This window comes from Asticcacaulis sp. AND118 (assembly GCF_020535245.1).
Classification (GTDB): domain Bacteria; phylum Pseudomonadota; class Alphaproteobacteria; order Caulobacterales; family Caulobacteraceae; genus Asticcacaulis.
This window is the reverse complement of record NZ_CP084911.1, coordinates 913975-932363: the sequence shown is the minus strand read 5'-3', so window position 1 is coordinate 932363 and position 18389 is coordinate 913975. Positions and strand designations below refer to the sequence as shown.

Below are 18389 nucleotides of genomic sequence, written 5' to 3'. Positions count from 1 at the left end.
CCTAGGCTGATACGCACAGGAAGGAAATTTCGTTCACCCGACGCTTTGATAAGGCTTCGATCAGGCCTTCTTGACGAATTCGGTGCGCAGAACCAGGCCGCGCACCTTCTCGTGGTTGCACTCGATCTCGTCTTCGTCGTAGGTCAGACGGATATTCTTGATCAGCGTGCCGCGCTTGAGCGTCACTCCGCCCGAACCCTTGACCTTGAGGTCCTTGATCAGGGTGACATTGTCGCCGTCGGCCAGACGCGCGCCGTTGGCGTCCTTTACGATCAGTTCTTCATCGGACATGGCGGGGCTCCTTATACCAGCGCGCCCTGCCTAAACGATCGGATTCAATTCCACAACATCTATATGGATTTAATCGCGGCAATAACCTTCGCCCTGCCCCACGCTGACGCAGTCGTTTTTGTCGGCCAGAAACTTGACCCCGGTGCGCGCACCGGTCGTATGGCGGATGAGCTGCACCTCGCCATTACGCTCGATCTGGAGCGCGTCGCCATTGACCGTCCCGGTAAAGACGCCCGGCGTCTGCGTGCCGCTGACTGTGACCTCATAATCGTGCTGACGGGCCACGATCTCCAGCGAGGTAGCTTCCGGTCCGGTCCAGCGCCCGACATAGCCGGCGGCGACATCGGCCGCCTTGGACGCGCTGATCGACGCCGAACTGGAAGCGGAGGTTTCGGCTTCGGTCGGCGGTGGCGCTTCGCTTTTGGGCGAACAGGCAATAAGGGCCAGAACGGGTATAAAACCTAAAACAGGACGGATCATGGGCGTTACCGTAATGCACGTGACATGTCTCTGTGATAAGAGACGTACGGGATGATAATACAGATAAACTTCTGGTGTGATGCCGCTCTTACGCTCCATTTATAAAACCGCCATAGTCGGGGCCGCGGCTTTCGCCGCCATCCTTATGCCCGCTCATTCGCGCGCCGCAGAGACGGTCAATGACATCACTCAGCTCAATCCGATCCAGGTGGAAAGGGTCGTCGCACCCGTTTCAGCATCGGAAATAGCGACGCGGGTGCGCGATCATCAGGGGCCTGTATCTATCGGCGGCGGACGCTACAGTCAGGGCGGCCAGACCGCCTGCACCGGCTGCCTGTTCATCGACATGCGCCAGATGAACCGGGTGCTCGATTTCAGCCCGGCGAAGAAACAGATCACGGTCGAGGCCGGCATAACCTGGCGGGCCGTGCAGGAGGTGGTCGATCGCGAAAACCTGTCGCTGCGCATCATGCAGAGTTTCTCGAATTTCACGGTCGGCGGCTCTCTCAGCGTCAACGCCCACGGTCGCTATGTTGGCGAAGGCCCCATCGTCCATTCGGTCGAGTCGTTGCGTCTGGTGCTGGCCGACGGCAGCCTGAAAAACGCCAGCCGGCAGGAAAACCCCGACCTCTTCTTCGGGGCCATAGGCGGCTATGGCGGCATCGGCGTCATCACGGACGTGACGCTGAACCTGACCGAAAATGTGCGCATCGAGCGCACATCGAAGCGCATGAAGGTGAAGGACTACAAGGCCTTTTTCGAGACCACGGTCAAGCCGTCGGAAGACGCCGTCTTTCACAACGCCACCCTGTTTTCGCCCGAATACAAGAACGTCAGCGTCCTGACTTTCAGCCACACGGACAAGCCGCTGGACATCACCGACCGTCTGTCGCCGCGTAACCCCGCCGACAGCCGCCGTCGAATGCTGATCGAATGGGCCACGCGCTGGCCCTTCGGCAAGCAGATCAAGGAACATGTCTACGATCCGCTGGTCAATGGTCCGTCGCGCGTCGCCTGGCGCAACTACGACGCCAGTCAGGACGTCGCCAGCATTGAACCCGCCTCACGCACCCAAAGCACCTACGCCCTGCAGGAATATTTCATCCCGGAGGCGCATTTCGACGCCTTCGTGCCGCGCCTGCGCGAGATACTGCGTCGTTACAAGGTTAATGTGCTGAACGTTTCCATCCGCCACGCTCGCGCCGATACCGATACCCTGCTGAGTTGGGCGCGTTCGGATGTCTTTTCCTTCGTCCTCTATTACGAGCAGGGCGTAGACTCGGCAGATCGCGAAGCCGTCGGCGTGTGGACGCGCGAACTGATCGATGCGGCCATAGGCGAAGACGGCAGCTATTACCTGCCTTATCAGATTCACGCCACGCCCGAACAGTTCCGCGCGGCCTATCCTCGCGCAGAGGACTTCTTCGCGCTTAAGCGACGCGTTGATCCGACCTACAAGTTCCGCAACCGGTTGTGGGAAGCCTATTACACGCCTTGAATATGTGTCCGCGTCTTCATCAGCGGCTGGATCTTCTGCCCGAAGTCGTCCATGCCCTTGATAAAGTCGTCGAAGGTCAGGAGCACGCCGCCCGTGCCTTCGACCTCGGCCATTTCGTCGAGCATGGCGGCGATCTTGGCATAGGAGCCGACCAGCGTCCCCATATTGATATTCACCGCCGACACCGTGTCGGACAACTGCACCACATTGGTCGTCTTGTTGACCGCATTGGGGGCCGACTGGGCCTTGAGCCACTTGACGGCGTCTTCGTCTACGCCGTCGCGGTAGGACTGCCATTTGGCTTCGGCGGCTTCGTCCGTCTCGTCGGCAATGACCATCATCAGCACGAAGGTCTTGACGTCTCGCCCGGTTTTGTCGGTGGCCGCTTTCAGGCGCTTGTTATTGAATTCAAAGGCCTTTGGCGTATTGACGCCCACCCCCAGACAGAAGGCGTAGTCGGCGTATTTCGCCGAAAAGGCCAGTCCGTCATCCGACGATCCGGCGCAAATGATCTTGGGCGGCACGCTCGGTTTCGGGCTGACGCGGCAGTCCGTCATCTCGAAATATTCGCCTTTGAAATCCGAGACTCCCGTGTCGAACAGGTCGCGCAGGATCTGGGCGTACTCGCTCAGCATGTCGTAGCGCTTCAGGTAGTGTTGCTCGCCTGGCCACAGGCCCATCTGATCGTATTCGGCCTTCTGCCAGCCGGTGACGAGGTTGATGCCGAAGCGGCCATGGCTGATCGAATCGATGGTCGAGGCCATGCGCGCCACGATCGCCGGCGGCAGGGTCAGGGTCGCCGCCGTGGCGAAGATCTTGATCTTCGACGTCACCGCCGCCAGCCCGGCCATCAGGGTGAAGCTTTCGAGATTGTGCTCCCAGAACTGCGTCTTGCCGCCGAAGCCGCGCAGCTTAATCATCGACAGGGCGAAGTCGAGACCGTAGCCCTCGGCCTTTTGCACGATTGCCTTGTTGAGGTCGAAACTCGGCATGTATTGCGGCGAATTCTCCGAGATGAGCCAGCCGTTATTGCCGATAGGAATGAAGACGCCGATCTCGAAACCGCTCATTTATAAGCCCCCTAAAAAGCCTGTCAGTACACCGTTGAATTCGTCCGGCACGGTGAGATTCACCGCGTGCCCGCCCCAGCCGAGGATTCGGCATTGGGCGTTGGGCAGGTTTTCGGCCAGATAGGCCGACGACCGCACCGGCACCAGCATGTCGTCCAGCGCCCCGACCACCAGCGCCGGGCAGCCGATCTCTTCCAACCGCTGGCTGATGTCGAATGTGCTGAGCGCATGGATGCGCGCGCGCAGATTGGCCTCGGACTGAAAGCCCGGCGCGTGGTGCTCGGCCTGCGCATCCAGTTCTTCAAGGTGGTCGGCGATCCATTCCGCCGGATAGAGAAACACGGGCTGCGCCTTGAGATAGGCCTCGGCCCCGCCCGCCGCGTAGATGCCCAGCCGGATGTCGAAGCAGCGCTTGAAATAGCGGTCAGCATAGGCCCAGCCATTGACGCTGGTGACACTCAGCACACGATTCGGCTGATCGAGCGCCAGTTGCAGCCCGGCGATGGCCCCGGCGGCATGGCCGACAATGTGCGCGCCTTCGTAATCCAACCCGTCGAGGATCAGGGCGATGTCTTCGGCCATGTGGCGGGCGTGATAGCTGGCCGACAGTTCCTCGCGGCTGCTGGCCCCGGTGCCGCGGTGATCGTAGAGGATGACGCGGTAGCGCCGGCCTAGCGCCTCGACCTGCGGCATCCAGTAGGCGCCGTGCCCGCCCAGGCCCGATGACAGGATGATGGGCACACCGGCCGGTTTGCCAAACAGGCTGACGGCCAGTCCGGATATCTCAATCATTTCGGCTTGTGATAAACTCACGGCGCTACTTGCCGACATGCGCGACAGAGGCGATCTCGACCACCAGGCCGGGCTTGACGAGACCGCACTGGATGCAGAATCGCGCGGGCTTTTCGCCCGGGAAATACTCGGCATAGACGGCGTTCATCGCCGCATAGTGCGCCCAGTCGGTGAGGAAGATGTGGTTGAAGGTGACATCGTCCATCGTGCCGCCGCCGGCCTCGACCACTTTTTTGATCGTCTCAAGGATATGACGGGTCTGAGCCGTGGCATCATTCGGCGCATGGATCGAACCGTCCGGATCGATGGCCAGCGTACCCGATACGTAGATCACGCCATCGGCCCTGGTCCCCGACGAATAAGGGGCCAGCGGTTTCGGGAATCCGGGCGGATTGATCGCTTCCTTGGGCATGACGCTCTCTTCGAATTTATGGCTGCAGGTGTTTGATGGAGTTACAAAAATCATTGACCGTTGCGACCCAGCCGAAGAAGGTCTCGATATTGTAGACCGTGGCCTTCTGGATGAAGTCGGGGCCGAGCTGATGCGTGGCGTCTTCCAGCATCACCCCGAAATATTCGAGGTGAAAACCGTCGCGCAGCGTGCTTTCGACGCAGACATTGGTGGCGATGCCGACAAAGACCAGATTGCGGATGCCGCGCGACCGCAGAATGGTGTCGAGCTGCGAGTTGAAGAAGGCCGAATAGCGCGGCTTGTGCACGCGAATATCGCCGTCCTCCGGCGTCAGGGCATCGACGATCTCATAGTCCCAGGTGCCGCGCGCCAGCAACTGTCCTTTGAGGTTAGGATTGCGGCGCATGGTCTTGAGCGCGTTCGACTTATGCCAGTTGGGCGACAGAGGCGTCCCCGCCTCGATATAGTCAGGGTCCCAACCGTTCTGCAGATAGACGACCTGAATCCCCGCCTCACGCGCGGCGCTCAGCGTGCGGGCGATGTTCTCTATGGTGGATTGCGCGCCCGAAATGTCGAACCCGGCCAGATCGACATAACCGCCGAGGCTGGCATAGGCGTTCTGCATGTCGATGACGACGACCGCCGTTTCAGCCGCCTTGAACACCATCGGTTCAGGGCGCGCGGGCAGTTCGAAAGCGCGGTTCGGCTCGGTCATGATCGCCTCAGGTGCAAAGGCAAAACATGAGGTAATCAGGCATTATTCGCACGCGCAACAAAAATCTTTCACAGGGCAGTGAAACGTTTAGGCCGTTGCTATGTAAGGCCTCAGTGGAAGATCAAAAGCCCCGCAATCGCCGCGTTCATCAGATTGGCCAGGGTCGCCGCCAGAAGCGCCCGCGGCCCCAGCTTGACGATCATGTCGCGCTGATTGGGCGCCAGGCCGCCGATAACCGCCAACTGAATAGCGATGGACGACAAGTTGGCGAAGCCGCACAGGGCGAAGCTCATGATTGCCGTCGAACGCGCGGAAAGCTGCCCGCCCTCCTCCATCAGGTGCAGATAGGCGACGAACTCGTTCATGATCAGCTTTTCGCCGAACAGCCCGCCCGCCGTCACCGCCTCGTTCCACGGAATATTGATCAGGAACATCACCGGCGCGAAGACAAACCCCAGCATCCCCTGCAGCGTCACGTCCGGATAGCCGAACAGCCCGCCGATCCCGCCCAATATACCATTGACCAGCGCGATCAGCGCCACGAAGGCGAGGATCATGCCGCCCACCGATACGGCGATCTTCAACCCGTCCTGCACGCCGTCGGAAATGGCCCCCAGCAGGCTTTTGGGGTGGTGGTCGGCATCCTCCATGATCGGTTCGGGCGAGTGAATCGCTGCACCTCTGGGGTCCGGGATGATCAGCTTGGCCATCAGCAAACCGCCGGGCGCCGACATGAAGCTGGCCGCCAGCAGGTAGTCGATCTTGATGCCGATCTGCGCATAGGCCGCCAGAATCGTCCCCGCCACGCCGGCCATGCCCGACGCCATGATGGCGAACAGTTGCGCCTTGGTCAGGCCCGCCAGATAGGGCCGCACCACCAGCGGCGACTCGCTTTGGCCCACCAGGACGTTGGCCGCCGCCGCCAGCGCCTCGACGCGGCTGATGCCGATGATGAAGCCGAGCCCCCCGCCGATCACCTTGATGATCACCTGCATGACCTTGAGATAGTAGAGCACCGACGCCAGCGCCGCGAAAAATACGATCACCGGCAACACATTAATGGCGAAGCCCGCGCCGCCCTCGACATTGAGCAGCCCGCCGAACAGCATCTCGATGGCGCCTTTGGAATAGCTCATCAGGGCCTCGACCCCGTGCGCAATGGCCTGAACCCCGACCTTGCCCCAGCTTGTATGCAGGACCAGCACACCGATCAGCACCTGAAGCGCAAAGGCGCAAGTCACCATGCGCAGACGGATCGCTTTGCGGTCTGCCGACACCAGCACGGCGATCAGCAGCAGGACGATGATGCCGCCTATGCCGACGACCCAATGGTTGGTGGACAGGCTGGCCGCAGCCGGCGGCAATGACAGGGAAGCAGAGGCGGAAACGGCCATGCGGGTACTCAGGCGAAAGGATCGCCGAGCCTAATCACCGAGTCCCATTGGGGTCAATCTGCAAATCTATTCGCGCGAAGGCGGAGCAGATTCCGGGGTCAGCCGACCCCGGACCCCATTAGTGGGCGCGTGAAGGCGCATCGACTGAGTGTGCGGAAGCAAGGAATGTTGACCACGGAAAACACAGAAAGCACGGAAAGGCGCTATAGAAACGATCCTGCCCAAAGGGCCTTGATCATAGTGGAACAGACTGGATGAGGGGCGCTACGCGCCGGAGAGACCATTTGCTCCCTTTCCGTGCTTTCTGTGTTTTCCGTGGCCAAAACCCTTTCTTGTTTAACCGGCATCCAGCGGGAGGATGGCCAAACTATCGGGTGCAGGGGCCGTGCCCCTGCCCGCCGGAGGCTCTTCCCTTCCCTTCACCAAATCACCCGGATAACGCCGTGCCGCACTTGCGTCTGGACATGCACCGCCTGCCGGTACAGATTGCAGCCGCCAGCGCTTTCAATAATAAAAAGAGCGCGGCGGAGGTTCAGAACGACGCATGTCCGAGTCCATTCTTATCGCCGACGACCACCCGCTGTTCCGGCAGGCCCTGACGATGGCTGCGCGCAAGGTGCGGCCGGGGGCCGAGATCATCGAGGCGGGTACACTGGATACGGCGCTGGAGGCAGTGCGCGGGGCGCAGAATCTCAGCCTGACCCTGCTCGATCTGAAGATGCCCGGCGCGGAAGGATTTTCCGGCGTGGCCTTATTGCATGCCGAAGCCCCGGAGGTGCCGATTCTGGTGGTGTCCGCGGCCGAAGCCGAGAAGGCGGCGCGTGAGGCCCGTCGGTTCGGGGCGGTGGGCTTTATCGGCAAGGACCAGTCGCTGCCCCACATGCAGCAGGCCATTCTGGATGCGCTGGAGGGGCGGTTCGCCGAGACGGCGCCGGAAGACGAGGCCGTCGATACGGTGGCGGCCAAGGTCGCCGATCTGACGCCGACGCAGTTGCGTGTGTTGCTGGGGGTACTGGCAGGCCGACTCAACAAACAAATCGCTTTCGACCTGAGTATTTCGGAAGCCACGGTGAAGGCCCATATGACGGCGATCATGCGCAAGCTCGACGTGCATAACCGGACGCAGGCAGTGCTGGCGGCCAAGGCCCTGGGGATCGGGGCCTAACCCCCAGCTCCTAACCACTGCCGCAAGGTTTTCGGGTCCACAGGCTTGGCGAAGACCGGAACGTTCAGGGTTTCGGCCGCGGCTTCGATGGCCGGGCTGCGGTCAGCGGTGATCAGAGCCAGACGCATGGCGGGCCGGCGCGCTTTCAAACGCGCGATCAGATCCAGCCCGTTGGTCTCGCCGCCCAGATCGCAATCGATCAGCCCGCATTCGGCCTCGACCGACAGGTGCAACGCGTCTTCGGCGTTGGCGGCGGACAGCACCTCGCACCCCCATTGCGGCAACAGGGCTTGCATGGCTTCGCGCACCGAGGGCTGGTCATCGACGATCAGTACCGTACGCACGGGGGCCGGAGCCTGCGCCTGTGGCGACGAGGATGGTTCGGGCGCGGCCGGCGCTATGCGCGGCAGGGTCACAGCAAAGCGGCTGCCCCGTCCAGCCCGCGACCTCAGATCGACCGGCAGGTCCAGCAGTCGCGCCGTCCGCTCGACAATGGCCAGCCCCAGCCCGACCCCGGCTTCGCCAGACGTCCCCAGTCGCTCGAACTCGCGGAAAATCACCGCCTGATCGACTTCGGCGATGCCGACCCCGGTGTCGTAGACCTCCGCCCGCACGGTCGCCGCACGCAGCCGCAGGACCAGCAGCACGCCGCCGGTTTGGGTATAGCGCACGGCATTGGACAGGAAGTTCTGCAGGATCGAGCGCAGCAGGTTACGGTCGGTCTCGACCCAGACCGGCGGTGCGATCACGCGCAGTTCGAGCCCCTTTTCCGCTGCCAGCGGCGTGAAGATGAGGCCGAGATCGCGCGCCAACAGCGACAGGTCGAAGCGCACCGGGCACGGCACGACGCCCCCGGCATCGAGCTTCGAAATATCCAGCAGCGAACGCAGCAGAGCGTCGGCGGCTTCGATCGAGCGTTCGACATTGCCGACCAGCGCCTTCGATGCGCCTTCCGTCTCTTCGGCCAGCGCGGCGGTGAACAGGCGAGCGGCGTGCAGCGGTTGCAGCAGATCGTGACTGGCCGCCGCCAGAAAGCGCGTCTTTTCTTCGGTGGCGCGCGCCAGCGCCGCATTGGCGGCCCGTAGCTCCGCCGTGCGTCGCTCGACGCGGCTTTCCAGTTCGACGCGCGCGGTCTCCAGCGCGGCCAACGCATCGGCCTCGCCCGTCACGTCTGTGAAGCACATTACATAGCCGCCGCCGGGCATGGGACCGCCGACCGTGCGGATCACCCGTTCGTCGTTGCGGCGGCGCTGAAAGGCGTGATGTGTGCCCCGCCGCATGTGATCGAGGCGGCGCGCGACGTGGCTTTCGACCTCGCCCGGCCCGCATTCGCCACGCTCGGCATTGAAGCGGATCAGATCAGCCACCGGCGTGCCGACGCGCACCAGTTCCGGCGGATACTGGAACAGCTTCAGATAGCGCGAATTCCACGCCACGAGGCGCAGGTTCTGATCGACCACGCTGACGCCGGGATCGATATTTTCCAAAGTCGCCGCCAGAAGACCGCGCGAAAACTGCAGGCTCTGGCCCGATCGGTCGAGCAGTCGCGCCACCTCGTCGACGCTGATGGACGTGCCGGACAGGGCGGAGGAGACGATGGCGTGCGCCGACGGCGCGCCGACCACCCCGGCGATGAGCCGTTCGGCGAGGCGGGCGGCGGCGCGGTCGACGGGCGCATTGTCCTGCACGCGTCCAAAGGCTTCGGCCACGGCTTCCGGGCCGGCGAAGCGTGCGGTCAGGGCCGTCAATTGCCCCAGATTGTGCACCGCCCCTTCGCGGACCGCCGGGGCCAGCCGCAGGGACAGGCCGGGTCGCGTGCGCCCGAAGACGGTGGCCAGACCCCAGGCGGCAAAGTTCGCTCCCAGCGACGCCGTCACGCCGTGGACCAGCGGGCTGAGATCGCCGAGCCAGGCCCGCACCCCGAACAACCCTTGCGGATCGAACCACCCATAGGCGGCGGCATCCAATAACGCACGCGGCGCCACCGTCGGCCAGAACAGGGTGTAGGCCCACACGATCAGCCCGGCCAGCAAACCGGCCTGCACCGCCACGGCGTCGCGACCCCGGCCGCTGACGGCCAGCAACAGGGCCGGCGTGAACTGCGCGATGGCGGCAAAGGCGATATGGCCGATAACCGCCAGTTGCTGCCCCGGCGGCACCCACAGGGCGTAGGTCAGGGCCGCGCCCATCACGCCGCCGATCGACGCGCGGCGCACCCACAGCATCAATCGCCCGAAATCCGCCGCTCCCGAAGCGCTGCGGTTACGCAGCAGGAAGGGTGCGATCAGATCGTTGGAAATCATGGTCGACAGGGCGATGGTTTCAACCAGCACCATGCCGGTGGCCGCCGCGAACCCGCCGATGAAGACCAACAGGGTCAGGCCGTTCAGCCCCGCCGCATAGGGCAGGTTGAGCACGAACAGGTCACGCGGCACGTCCGGCCCCAGAAGCGTCAGCCCGGCCAGGGTAATGGGCGGGATGACGAGCAGCGTCAACAGCAGATAGGCGGCGAACGGCCACCGGGCTTTGGCTGCATCCTCCGGACGGTCGGCGCCGATGACGCCCGTATAGAACTGACGCGGCAGGCACACGACCGCCGCCATGGACAAGAGCGTGATAATGACAAAGTCGAGATTGAGCTGGGACGGCGCGAAATTGGCCGAAAAATGCGTCCAGCCGGCTTCTCGGACGCCTGCCGGCGCGGCCATAAAACTCAGTATGGCGAAGCCCGACACGGCGATCAGCGCCACCAGCTTGACCAGAGATTCCGAGGCGACGACATATAATATGCCTTCGTTGCGGCTCGACGCCACATAGTGCCGCGTGCCGAACAGCATGGCGAACAGCGCCAGGGCCAGCGCCGTCAGAGCCATGGGCCAGAGACGTCCGCCGCCGGCCACCGCCGCGAAGCTGGTGCCGACCGAACGCAGTTGCAGGGCGACGTAAGGGATAGTGCCGAACAGGGCCAGCAGGGTGACCAGCGCCGCCACGCCCCGGCTCTTGCCGAAACGCGCGCCGATGAAGTCGGAAATCGAAGTCGCGCCTTCGGCCCGCACCGCGGCAATCAGACGGCTGAGAAAGCCGGACGCCAGCACCCAGACCAATATCGGGCCCAAATAGATGGGGACGAAGTTCCACCCCTCGCCTGCCGCCGACCCCACCGCGCCGAAAAAGGTCCAACTGGTGCAATAGACGCCCAGCGACAAGGCATAGGCCGGAAGGCGAAAACGTTTAAGTGCTGTGGATTTCTCCGCTCGAACGCCAATCCACCCCAATCCCACTACGTAAGCGGCGGCAGCCAGAAGCAATACGTAGCCACTTATCGAACTTTCAGACGGACTGAACATGAACCTCTCAAGTCTGGAGAAAGCGGTTGTGCCAGTGATACGTCATTCCCGGTGTTTTCCAAGCTTTCAACGTAAAAAAGCCCCACCTGATGGATCAGGTGGGGCTCTTGAGCATGCGTTTTTTTATTAGAAGGTTTTGGTCAGACGCAGGAAGAACTGACGTCCAAGGTAACCTTCGTAATACTGGCTCGACAGCGGATAGTTGCCGAGACGGCTTACCGTGTCACCCGCGCCGACGACGGGAGGTTCCTCATCAAGCAGATTCGAGATGCCGGTGATCACGCCCCAGTTTTTGCCATTATATTGGAACGACAGGTCATGAGAGTACCAGGCTTCGGTCCATGCCTTATAGCTGGCGCCAAGGGCATAGAACACATCCGTGACACCATCTTCACCGAAGCGACCAACGTTGTTGGTAGGACCGGTATAGTTGACGGTGTAGGTCACGCGCCAGTCATTGCGCGAGAAGCGCGTTTGCAAGCGGCCCGTCCACTCCGGCTCACCCACCAGACCCTGATAGTCATACACGACGTCGCCGGGGAAGAGCTGCGACAGATATTCCTTGATCCAGGTGGCTTCGAAATCCATGGAAAGAGTACCGAGATTGAACTCCTTCTCGTAATTGGCTGTGAAGTCGATCCCCTTCGTTTCCTGCGACGGGATGTTGCGATAGGAAGCGTCGATGGTGGCGATGCCGCCATCCGGACCACGCTCGAACAGCGAACAGAAGCGGTTCGTCGGGAAATCAAAGGCCGAATAACAGGCGCCGACAACCGCCGAACCGGAGGCCGAGATTTGCTCCTCGACCTTAATCTTCCAGAAATCGACTGCCAGTTTGAAGCCGGTTTCGGGCGGAGTCAGAACGAAACCGAAGGTCGTCGCCTGCGAGGTTTCCGGCTTCAGGTCCAGACCGCCGCCGGTGAAGATTTCGGCCGAAGACGAACCGCCGGAGAAATCGGGATCGATACCATCGGCAGCACAGTTTTCCCGAACCTGTTGGCTCTTGACAGGTTGACCGCCTTCGCCGGTAGCGCCCCAGTTGATGCAGGGATCAACAGACGCCTGGCTGAGGAAGCCCGACTGATCTTTGAGGTACAGTTCGTAGAGCGCCGGAGCCCGGAATGAAGTGCCGTGAGTGGCGCGGATACGGAAGCGATCATCAACCGCCCAGTTCAGGCCGACCTTGTAGGTCGTGTCCGAACCCACACTGTCGTAGTCGGAGTAACGCGCAGAAACGTTCAGCTTCAAGTCCTTAACGAACGGCGTTACGTTCTGGATCAGCGGCACTTCCAATTCGGCGTAGACTTCCTTCAGAGTGTCTTCGCCCGCGGTAATGCCTGCAGTGGTGCGGCCCCAGATGTTTTGCGTCCGTGACAGGGGACCAGGCACGTCATTGATTTCATCCTTACGGAGCGAAATACCAAAGGCCGAACCCACCGGTCCGGCGGGCAGCGTGAAGAGATCGCCCGTTATGGACCCTTCGACGATCGTCTGGGTGTACTCAGTCGAACCCCGATCAGTGGTGAAGTAGTAGTCCAGAATGGCTTGCGAGAAGACACCGTCTTCCAGCGTTTCTTTTGTGAAGAGATTCAGAGGCACGCAGCCCGCCGGAGCGCCGGTGCCGCAGACACCGCCCGGCATCAACGAGATGTCGAGTTGGTTGGTGCCCGTACCGTAATCGACGCGGTCCTTGATAATGGCCGTGGTGGAGTAATCACCCGTAGATTTCGAATGCGAAACGTAAGCGTCATAAGACCAGTTGCCCCAGTCGCCACGCACGCCGCCCAAGACGCGATAGGTGCTGACATCCTGATCTGCCGCAACACGATACAGCACGATCGGGTTAGCGATGAGGCCCGGATACCCCAGTTGCGCGAGCGTCGCATTGTTCGGCCAGGATGGAATAAACGAGCGAACAGGTGCAGTGCCGACCCGGAACGGGTTAGCCGTGGATTGTTCATGATAGTACGGGAAGAACTGCGCCCAGCCGACCTGCTCCGACTCACGCTTGGTAGCCATGATTTCGGTATACAGCTCTGCACCGCCCAGCCCTGCCGGACGATACTCGCCCTGAACGAACAGGCTTGCACGCTTGACCGGCGACAGGATGGTCGCACTCATGCCACGAGGGTCCGAGAAACTGCGGCGCTCATACGGAATGAAGGCCCAGCCCGGAACACCGTCAGTCGTGGCGCCGGGCGTGATCGCGCGGCTACCGTAGAAGGCCAGACCACCGAAGGCCTCGATCGGCCCATAGGTGCCGACATAGCCTTCTACGCCATGGGTATAGCACTTGTACTTGCCAGTGGTAGGGTCGATGGCGTCGGCACGTTGACCATTAATGTAATAGTTGTCGGTGGGGCACGCAAAAGCGTCGCGATCGCCGGCAACGAGGGCCTTTTGCTCATACCCTTCGAGCGCGACCGACAGGTGCCCCTGATCGAACGACTTACCCCAGATACCGCTCAGCGTATAGCTTTCACCACCGCCCTGCTCCGTGATGTTGGTTGAACCATCGACCTGCAGGCCTTCGAAGTTAGAGCGCGTAATAACATTGACGACACCGGCGACAGCGTCGGAGCCGTAGATCGACGATGCACCATCCTTCAAGATTTCGTAACGGGCGACGAAACTATTCGGGATGGTGTTGAGATCGACGGGACCGACCGTACCGCCCACGCCGGCCGGAGGCATACGACGTCCGTTGAGCAGCACCAGCGAACGCTGAGCGCCCAAACCACGGAGCGAAATGGTGCTGATGCCCGCGCCGCCGCCGACGACATAGCCGGTGAAGGTGTTGTTGATTTGACCCGAGCTGGCAGCCGCCGTCGAGCTTTGCAAGATTTCGGACGCCGACATCAGGCCTGCGGCAGACGACTTTTCGGCGGTGATAATCGTTACCGGCGAAGCAGAGGTGTATTCCTTGCTGCGGATACGCGAGCCGGTGATGACAATTTCGGTGGGCTCGTCGGCAGCCGGTTCATCGGCCGGGACCGGGGCGACCTCCTGTGCATGCGCCGGGGCCAGCCCGAACAGGGCCCCTGTCAGCACGGTGCCAGCTAAAAGCCATTTGCGGGTTAGGGATACGGGGTTGGTCAACACGGCCTCCTTAAGGATACGAACCAGCCTACTTTTCACCCAAGTGATGACACATTCATCAAAACTGAGACTAAGCGACACTATCCCGTCACATTTGGGACGCAATGCTATAATCGTTGGCAATGCAACAAAAACATATCGATGTTGCCACTACGCCACAGTCATAATTTTCAACCAAAAATACCGCTTTAAAACATAAAGGGGGAATAAGCCATTTCAATCCTTGGCTTTATTTTAAATTTACTCAATTTATAACAACGATATAAAAAGCCCGCCGAGGTAACGGCGGGCTTTAGAGGATTAATTTAAACTCTTACATAAGGCCACATTTGTCTGACTTTAAGTAGTTTTCAATCAAGGTGAGTGTTTCGGTATGCCATGCCGGACGCCACGGCAGGGTATGCCACATGTCCTTGATTTCGACATATTGCACATCCTTACCGGCCGCCTTCATAGCGCGATAGAACATACGCGAATGATCCGTATCGGCCTGACGATCCCGGTCGCCATGGTAGAGCAGAATGGGGATATTGGCCTTATCTATGTTCTTCATAGGATCCATCCCCTTGACGGTATGACCCTGAATATCGCGCTGGATATGATTGCTCCCCCAGAAATTCCCGAGACGCTCCAGACTGGAAACCCCCGCGCCGGCAATGGCGCAGCGATAGGGGCTGTCCGGTCGGACACTGGCAGCAATGGCGGCAAAGCCACCGTAAGAATAGCCGAAAATCGCGAGACGCTTAGGATCAGCAACGCCCTTGGATACCATGAAGGCCGCCGCGTCGTCGTTGTCATCCGACATCTTCTGCCCCCATTCCTTATCACCGGCCTTCCACAACTTGTCACCCCAGCCTTCGGACCCGCGATATTGAGGTTGAATCACGGCAATACCGCGTGTGGCGAGGAACTGCGGCCAGCCGCTGCCGTCCCAGTCCATATAATCACGCGCCCACGGACCGCCGTGGGGCAGCACAATCAAAGGCACGGGCCCCTTTTCCGGCGTCCATTGCGGCGGATAGGTGACGATAGCCGGTATCTCCAACCCGTCGCGCGCTTTGTAGGTAACGAACTCCCCTTTACCGAGCGTCTTGGGATCTATCCATGGGCGTTCGCTACCGATCTTGGCCAGTTTGCCGTCCTGGAAGATGTAGTATTCGGTCGGGAAGTCTACCGCATCGACCGTGATCACGGCCTTGTCATAGGCACGGTTCATACGGAAATTGACATTCTTACCCGGAAAGGACGCCTTGACCTGGCGCTGAAGCCCGGCCCACTTTTCATCCAGTAAAACCTGAATTTGCGATGGACCACCAACATACAAAGCCGACACATATTCCAGCTTCTTATTGGTAAAATCGTGTTTGAAGCCGATATTTACGATGTCGTACTTCTCGTTAGCGTAGAGCGGCTCTTCGGTGAACTTCTTCGCGCGGATATCGTAGCTGTAAATCGCGCTATGGTCGCGACCGCGATTGGTCCGCACGAACAATTTGTTCGGGTCCGAGTCATAGCCGAGAATTTCGAGGTCGACGCGCTGCTCCAGTACGAAACCCAGTTCGGGATGGTCGATCCATTGACCGGTGGCGATGTCTTTGACCTGAGTAATCAGGTAAAATTTACCGCCGTCACGTACGTCGACCGACTGACGTATCAACGGCTCACCCGTCGTAAGGTTGACGCCCGCGGGGAGGAACGACCACTTTTCGCTGTCCTTAGCCACCAGTCGCGTCGCACCGGTCTTACGACTCAATTCGTAATATTCGGATGCACCCGCCGCATTCGGTTTTCTGATGATGACCTTGTCCTCATCGTATAACCCGTTATGCCATACGGCGGCGGCGTCACCGACGGTGTTTGCCTCGCTGCGGCCACCGGTCTTGAAGGGTTCGGTAATATTCTTACCGTCTATGTCGGCCGTATAGGTCTTGACAGTGAAGCTCAAGCGACCATCCGAACGGGTGATTTCCTGCTCGGCACGAAAGATGATCTTGTCATTGCCGAAAAAGCCAACGCCCGTAATGCGGTTGGTGGCCGAAGGAATCCACACCGGCGGCTTGGACAGGTCATCCGCCTGCCAAATGGAAATGACGGGCCACTTCTGCCCCTTGGCGGCCACCAGGGCCGCTATGTGTTTCCCGTCAGGCGAAATGGTCACGCCGCTCGTCTGTTCATATTGTGCCAGCGCCTCAATACTGACCGGTTCGGCCAGCGCGCGGGTTGACATCAATGGCAGGGCAAGGCCCGCGACCGCCGCCGCTGACAGACACAAAAGGGCCTTGCGCAGCGACGGAACGGTTTTGGAGGCAGGGGATTTGAGCATGGAAGACTCCGGAACTTATCAGTTTGGTTTCCAATGAGCCTTTTTTTGCCACAATCGTCAAGAGGCCGTCACTTTTCCTAATCCGCCGCGTGGACCTGTCCATTGGCCATCGCCTTGCGGCTCAGCCAGATCAGCGGGATCAGGCACACGATGATGATCGACGAGATGCGGAAGATATCTACGGTGGCCAGCAGATAGGCCTGCTGAGTGACCTGACGCGTGATGGCGGCGACGGCCTGCGCCTGGGACATGCCCATCTGCATCAGTTGATGGATAGCCTGCTCGACACCCCTTCCGCCGGACATGGCGGCGGCGATATTGCTCTGGGCGTGGGTCTCGTAATTGTCCCACAGGGTGGTGGCCAGCGAGGCCGCGAACGAGCCGGCGGTGATGCGGGCGAAGTTCGACAGGCCCGACGCTGCGGGCATCTGGTGCGGGGCTACGTCGCGGAACGACACGGTGATCATCGAGGTAAAGAAGGTGCTCATCGCCGCGCCCATCACGAACATGGGCACGATCAGGTTGCCGAAATCGGTGTCCGGGGCGTAAAGCGAGCGCATGTAGAAGGACAGGGCGAACAGGAGCAGCGAGATTGTCGCCATGATGCGGGCGTCGATGCGGTTGGATATCTGCGCCACGAACGGCGTCAGGAAGACCGCCACCATGCCCGACGGCGCGGCGGCGAGGCCGGCCCAGGTGGCCACATAGCCCATGTTCGTCTGTAGCCACAACGGCATCAGCAGGTTGTTGCCGAAGAAGATCGCATAGGCTGCGCACAGGGCGATGACGCCGAAGGCGAAGTTGCGGCTCCTGAAAAGCGACAGATCGACGACCGGGTTCTTTTCGTTCAGTTCCCAGATCAGCCAGGCGACAAAGCCGATGACCACCATGATCGACAGGATGACGATTTGGGCCGAGTTGAACCAGTCGGCGTCCTTACCGGTGTCAAGCACCAGTTGCAGGGTGCCGACCCAGAAGACCAGCAGCGAGAACGAGACCATGTTCAGCTTGCGCGCCACGGTCGGGGTTTCGCGGTTGTGCATGAAGCGCCAGCAAATCCACGTACAGGCGATACCCACCGGCACGTTGATCAGGAAAATCCATTCCCACGCAAAATTATCGGAGATCCAGCCGCCAAGGATCGGCCCCAGAACGGGGGCGACCAGCGTGGTCATCGACCAGACGCCCAGCGCCGTGGCGCGTTTGTTGGGCGGGAAGATCATGATCAAGAGGGCCTGCGAGCCGGGGATCATCGGTCCGGACACCGCCCCTTGCAGGATACGGAAGAGGATAAGCGACGGCAGGTTCCACGCGATGCCGCAGAGGAACGAGGCCAGCGTAAACAGCGCCACCGAAACGACGAAGGTCCGCACCACGCCGAAGCGCATCATCAGCCAGCCGGTCAGCGGCACGGAGATGCCGTTGGCGACGGCGAACGAGGTGATGACCCAGGTGCCCTGATCGGAGGCGACGCCGAGATTACCGGCGATGGTCGGCAGGGCGACATTGGCGATGGTCGAGTCGAGCACCTGCATGAAGGTGCCGAGCGCCAGCGCCACAGCGGCGAGCGCCAGCGACACGCCGGTCAGGGGCGCTGGTGCGGTATTTGGGGAGGCTGAGGCCATGAGGCGCTCCAGAAGCTTGCCCTTCTCTCCGGCATTTCTAATGCGCTACCGCGTTGCTATTTGAGCGCGGCGGGGAGAAGGTGGCGCAAAGTCGCAGACTTTGGGCCGGATGACGGGCAACTAAAAACCGGCGGATATGCCCCTCACCCGCCGTTTCGCGTCACCCTCTCCCCACTGA

General features: G+C 60.9%; 13 protein-coding genes. 2 read left to right on the top strand and 11 right to left on the bottom strand.

Annotation, left to right across the window (positions count from 1 at the left end; all coding sequences use genetic code 11):
- Positions 1–60: 60 nt before the first annotated feature.
- Complete coding sequence (locus tag LH365_RS17525) at positions 61–291, bottom strand: alkylphosphonate utilization protein (RefSeq protein ID WP_013478955.1); 231 nt, start codon at positions 289–291, stop codon at positions 61–63.
- Between the two features lie 69 nt (positions 292–360).
- Positions 361–771: a hypothetical protein gene (locus LH365_RS17520; protein WP_226745847.1), complete on the bottom strand. Its 411-nt coding sequence runs from the start codon at positions 769–771 to the stop codon at positions 361–363.
- 79 nt (positions 772–850) lie between these two features.
- Here LH365_RS17520 and LH365_RS17515 point away from each other — a divergent pair, with 79 nt between their 5' ends.
- Positions 851–2269, top strand: a complete 1419-nt coding sequence (locus tag LH365_RS17515) for an FAD-binding oxidoreductase (RefSeq protein ID WP_226745846.1) — start codon at positions 851–853, stop codon at positions 2267–2269.
- Here the strand turns inward: LH365_RS17515 and rutA are convergent.
- From rutA to LH365_RS17490, 5 genes are all read right to left on the bottom strand, one after another.
- A complete protein-coding gene (gene rutA / locus LH365_RS17510) occupies positions 2257–3339 on the bottom strand; it encodes a pyrimidine utilization protein A (RefSeq protein ID WP_226745845.1) in 1083 nt (360 codons plus the stop codon). The two genes, LH365_RS17515 and rutA, sit on opposite strands and share 13 nt — an antisense overlap.
- The gene (gene rutD / locus LH365_RS17505; protein WP_226745844.1) at positions 3340–4131 is read right to left on the bottom strand and encodes a pyrimidine utilization protein D; all 792 of its coding nucleotides are present in this window, start codon (positions 4129–4131) and stop codon (positions 3340–3342) included.
- A gap of 25 nt (positions 4132–4156) precedes the next feature.
- Positions 4157–4543 carry a pyrimidine utilization protein C gene (gene rutC / locus LH365_RS17500; protein WP_226745843.1) on the bottom strand — a complete coding sequence of 129 codons (387 nt, stop codon included), beginning with the start codon at positions 4541–4543 and terminating at the stop codon, positions 4157–4159.
- A gap of 16 nt (positions 4544–4559) precedes the next feature.
- A complete protein-coding gene (gene rutB, locus LH365_RS17495) occupies positions 4560–5258 on the bottom strand; it encodes a pyrimidine utilization protein B (protein WP_226745842.1) in 699 nt (232 codons plus the stop codon).
- A gap of 110 nt (positions 5259–5368) precedes the next feature.
- Entirely contained in the window at positions 5369–6652 is a 1284-nt protein-coding gene (locus LH365_RS17490; protein ID WP_226745841.1) for a NupC/NupG family nucleoside CNT transporter, read from the bottom strand.
- 544 nt (positions 6653–7196) lie between these two features.
- Between LH365_RS17490 and LH365_RS17485 the strand changes: the two genes are divergently transcribed.
- Positions 7197–7817: a response regulator transcription factor gene (locus LH365_RS17485; RefSeq protein ID WP_226745840.1), complete on the top strand. Its 621-nt coding sequence runs from the start codon at positions 7197–7199 to the stop codon at positions 7815–7817.
- On the opposite strand, the gene LH365_RS17480 is transcribed toward LH365_RS17485, so the two are convergent.
- The 4 genes from LH365_RS17480 to LH365_RS17465 all read right to left on the bottom strand — a co-directional run bounded on the left by LH365_RS17480 (position 7814) and on the right by LH365_RS17465 (position 18211).
- Positions 7814–11164 carry a PAS-domain containing protein gene (locus LH365_RS17480; RefSeq protein WP_226745839.1) on the bottom strand — a complete coding sequence of 1117 codons (3351 nt, stop codon included), beginning with the start codon at positions 11162–11164 and terminating at the stop codon, positions 7814–7816. The genes LH365_RS17485 and LH365_RS17480 overlap by 4 nt on opposite strands.
- 126 nt (positions 11165–11290) lie before the next feature.
- Positions 11291–14266, bottom strand: a complete 2976-nt coding sequence (locus LH365_RS17475; RefSeq protein ID WP_226745838.1) for a TonB-dependent receptor domain-containing protein — start codon at positions 14264–14266, stop codon at positions 11291–11293.
- Between the two features lie 310 nt (positions 14267–14576).
- A complete protein-coding gene (locus LH365_RS17470) occupies positions 14577–16586 on the bottom strand; it encodes a S9 family peptidase (RefSeq protein WP_226745837.1) in 2010 nt (669 codons plus the stop codon).
- A gap of 77 nt (positions 16587–16663) precedes the next feature.
- Positions 16664–18211: a DHA2 family efflux MFS transporter permease subunit gene (locus LH365_RS17465; RefSeq protein ID WP_226745836.1), complete on the bottom strand. Its 1548-nt coding sequence runs from the start codon at positions 18209–18211 to the stop codon at positions 16664–16666.
- Positions 18212–18389: the final 178 nt, after the last annotated feature.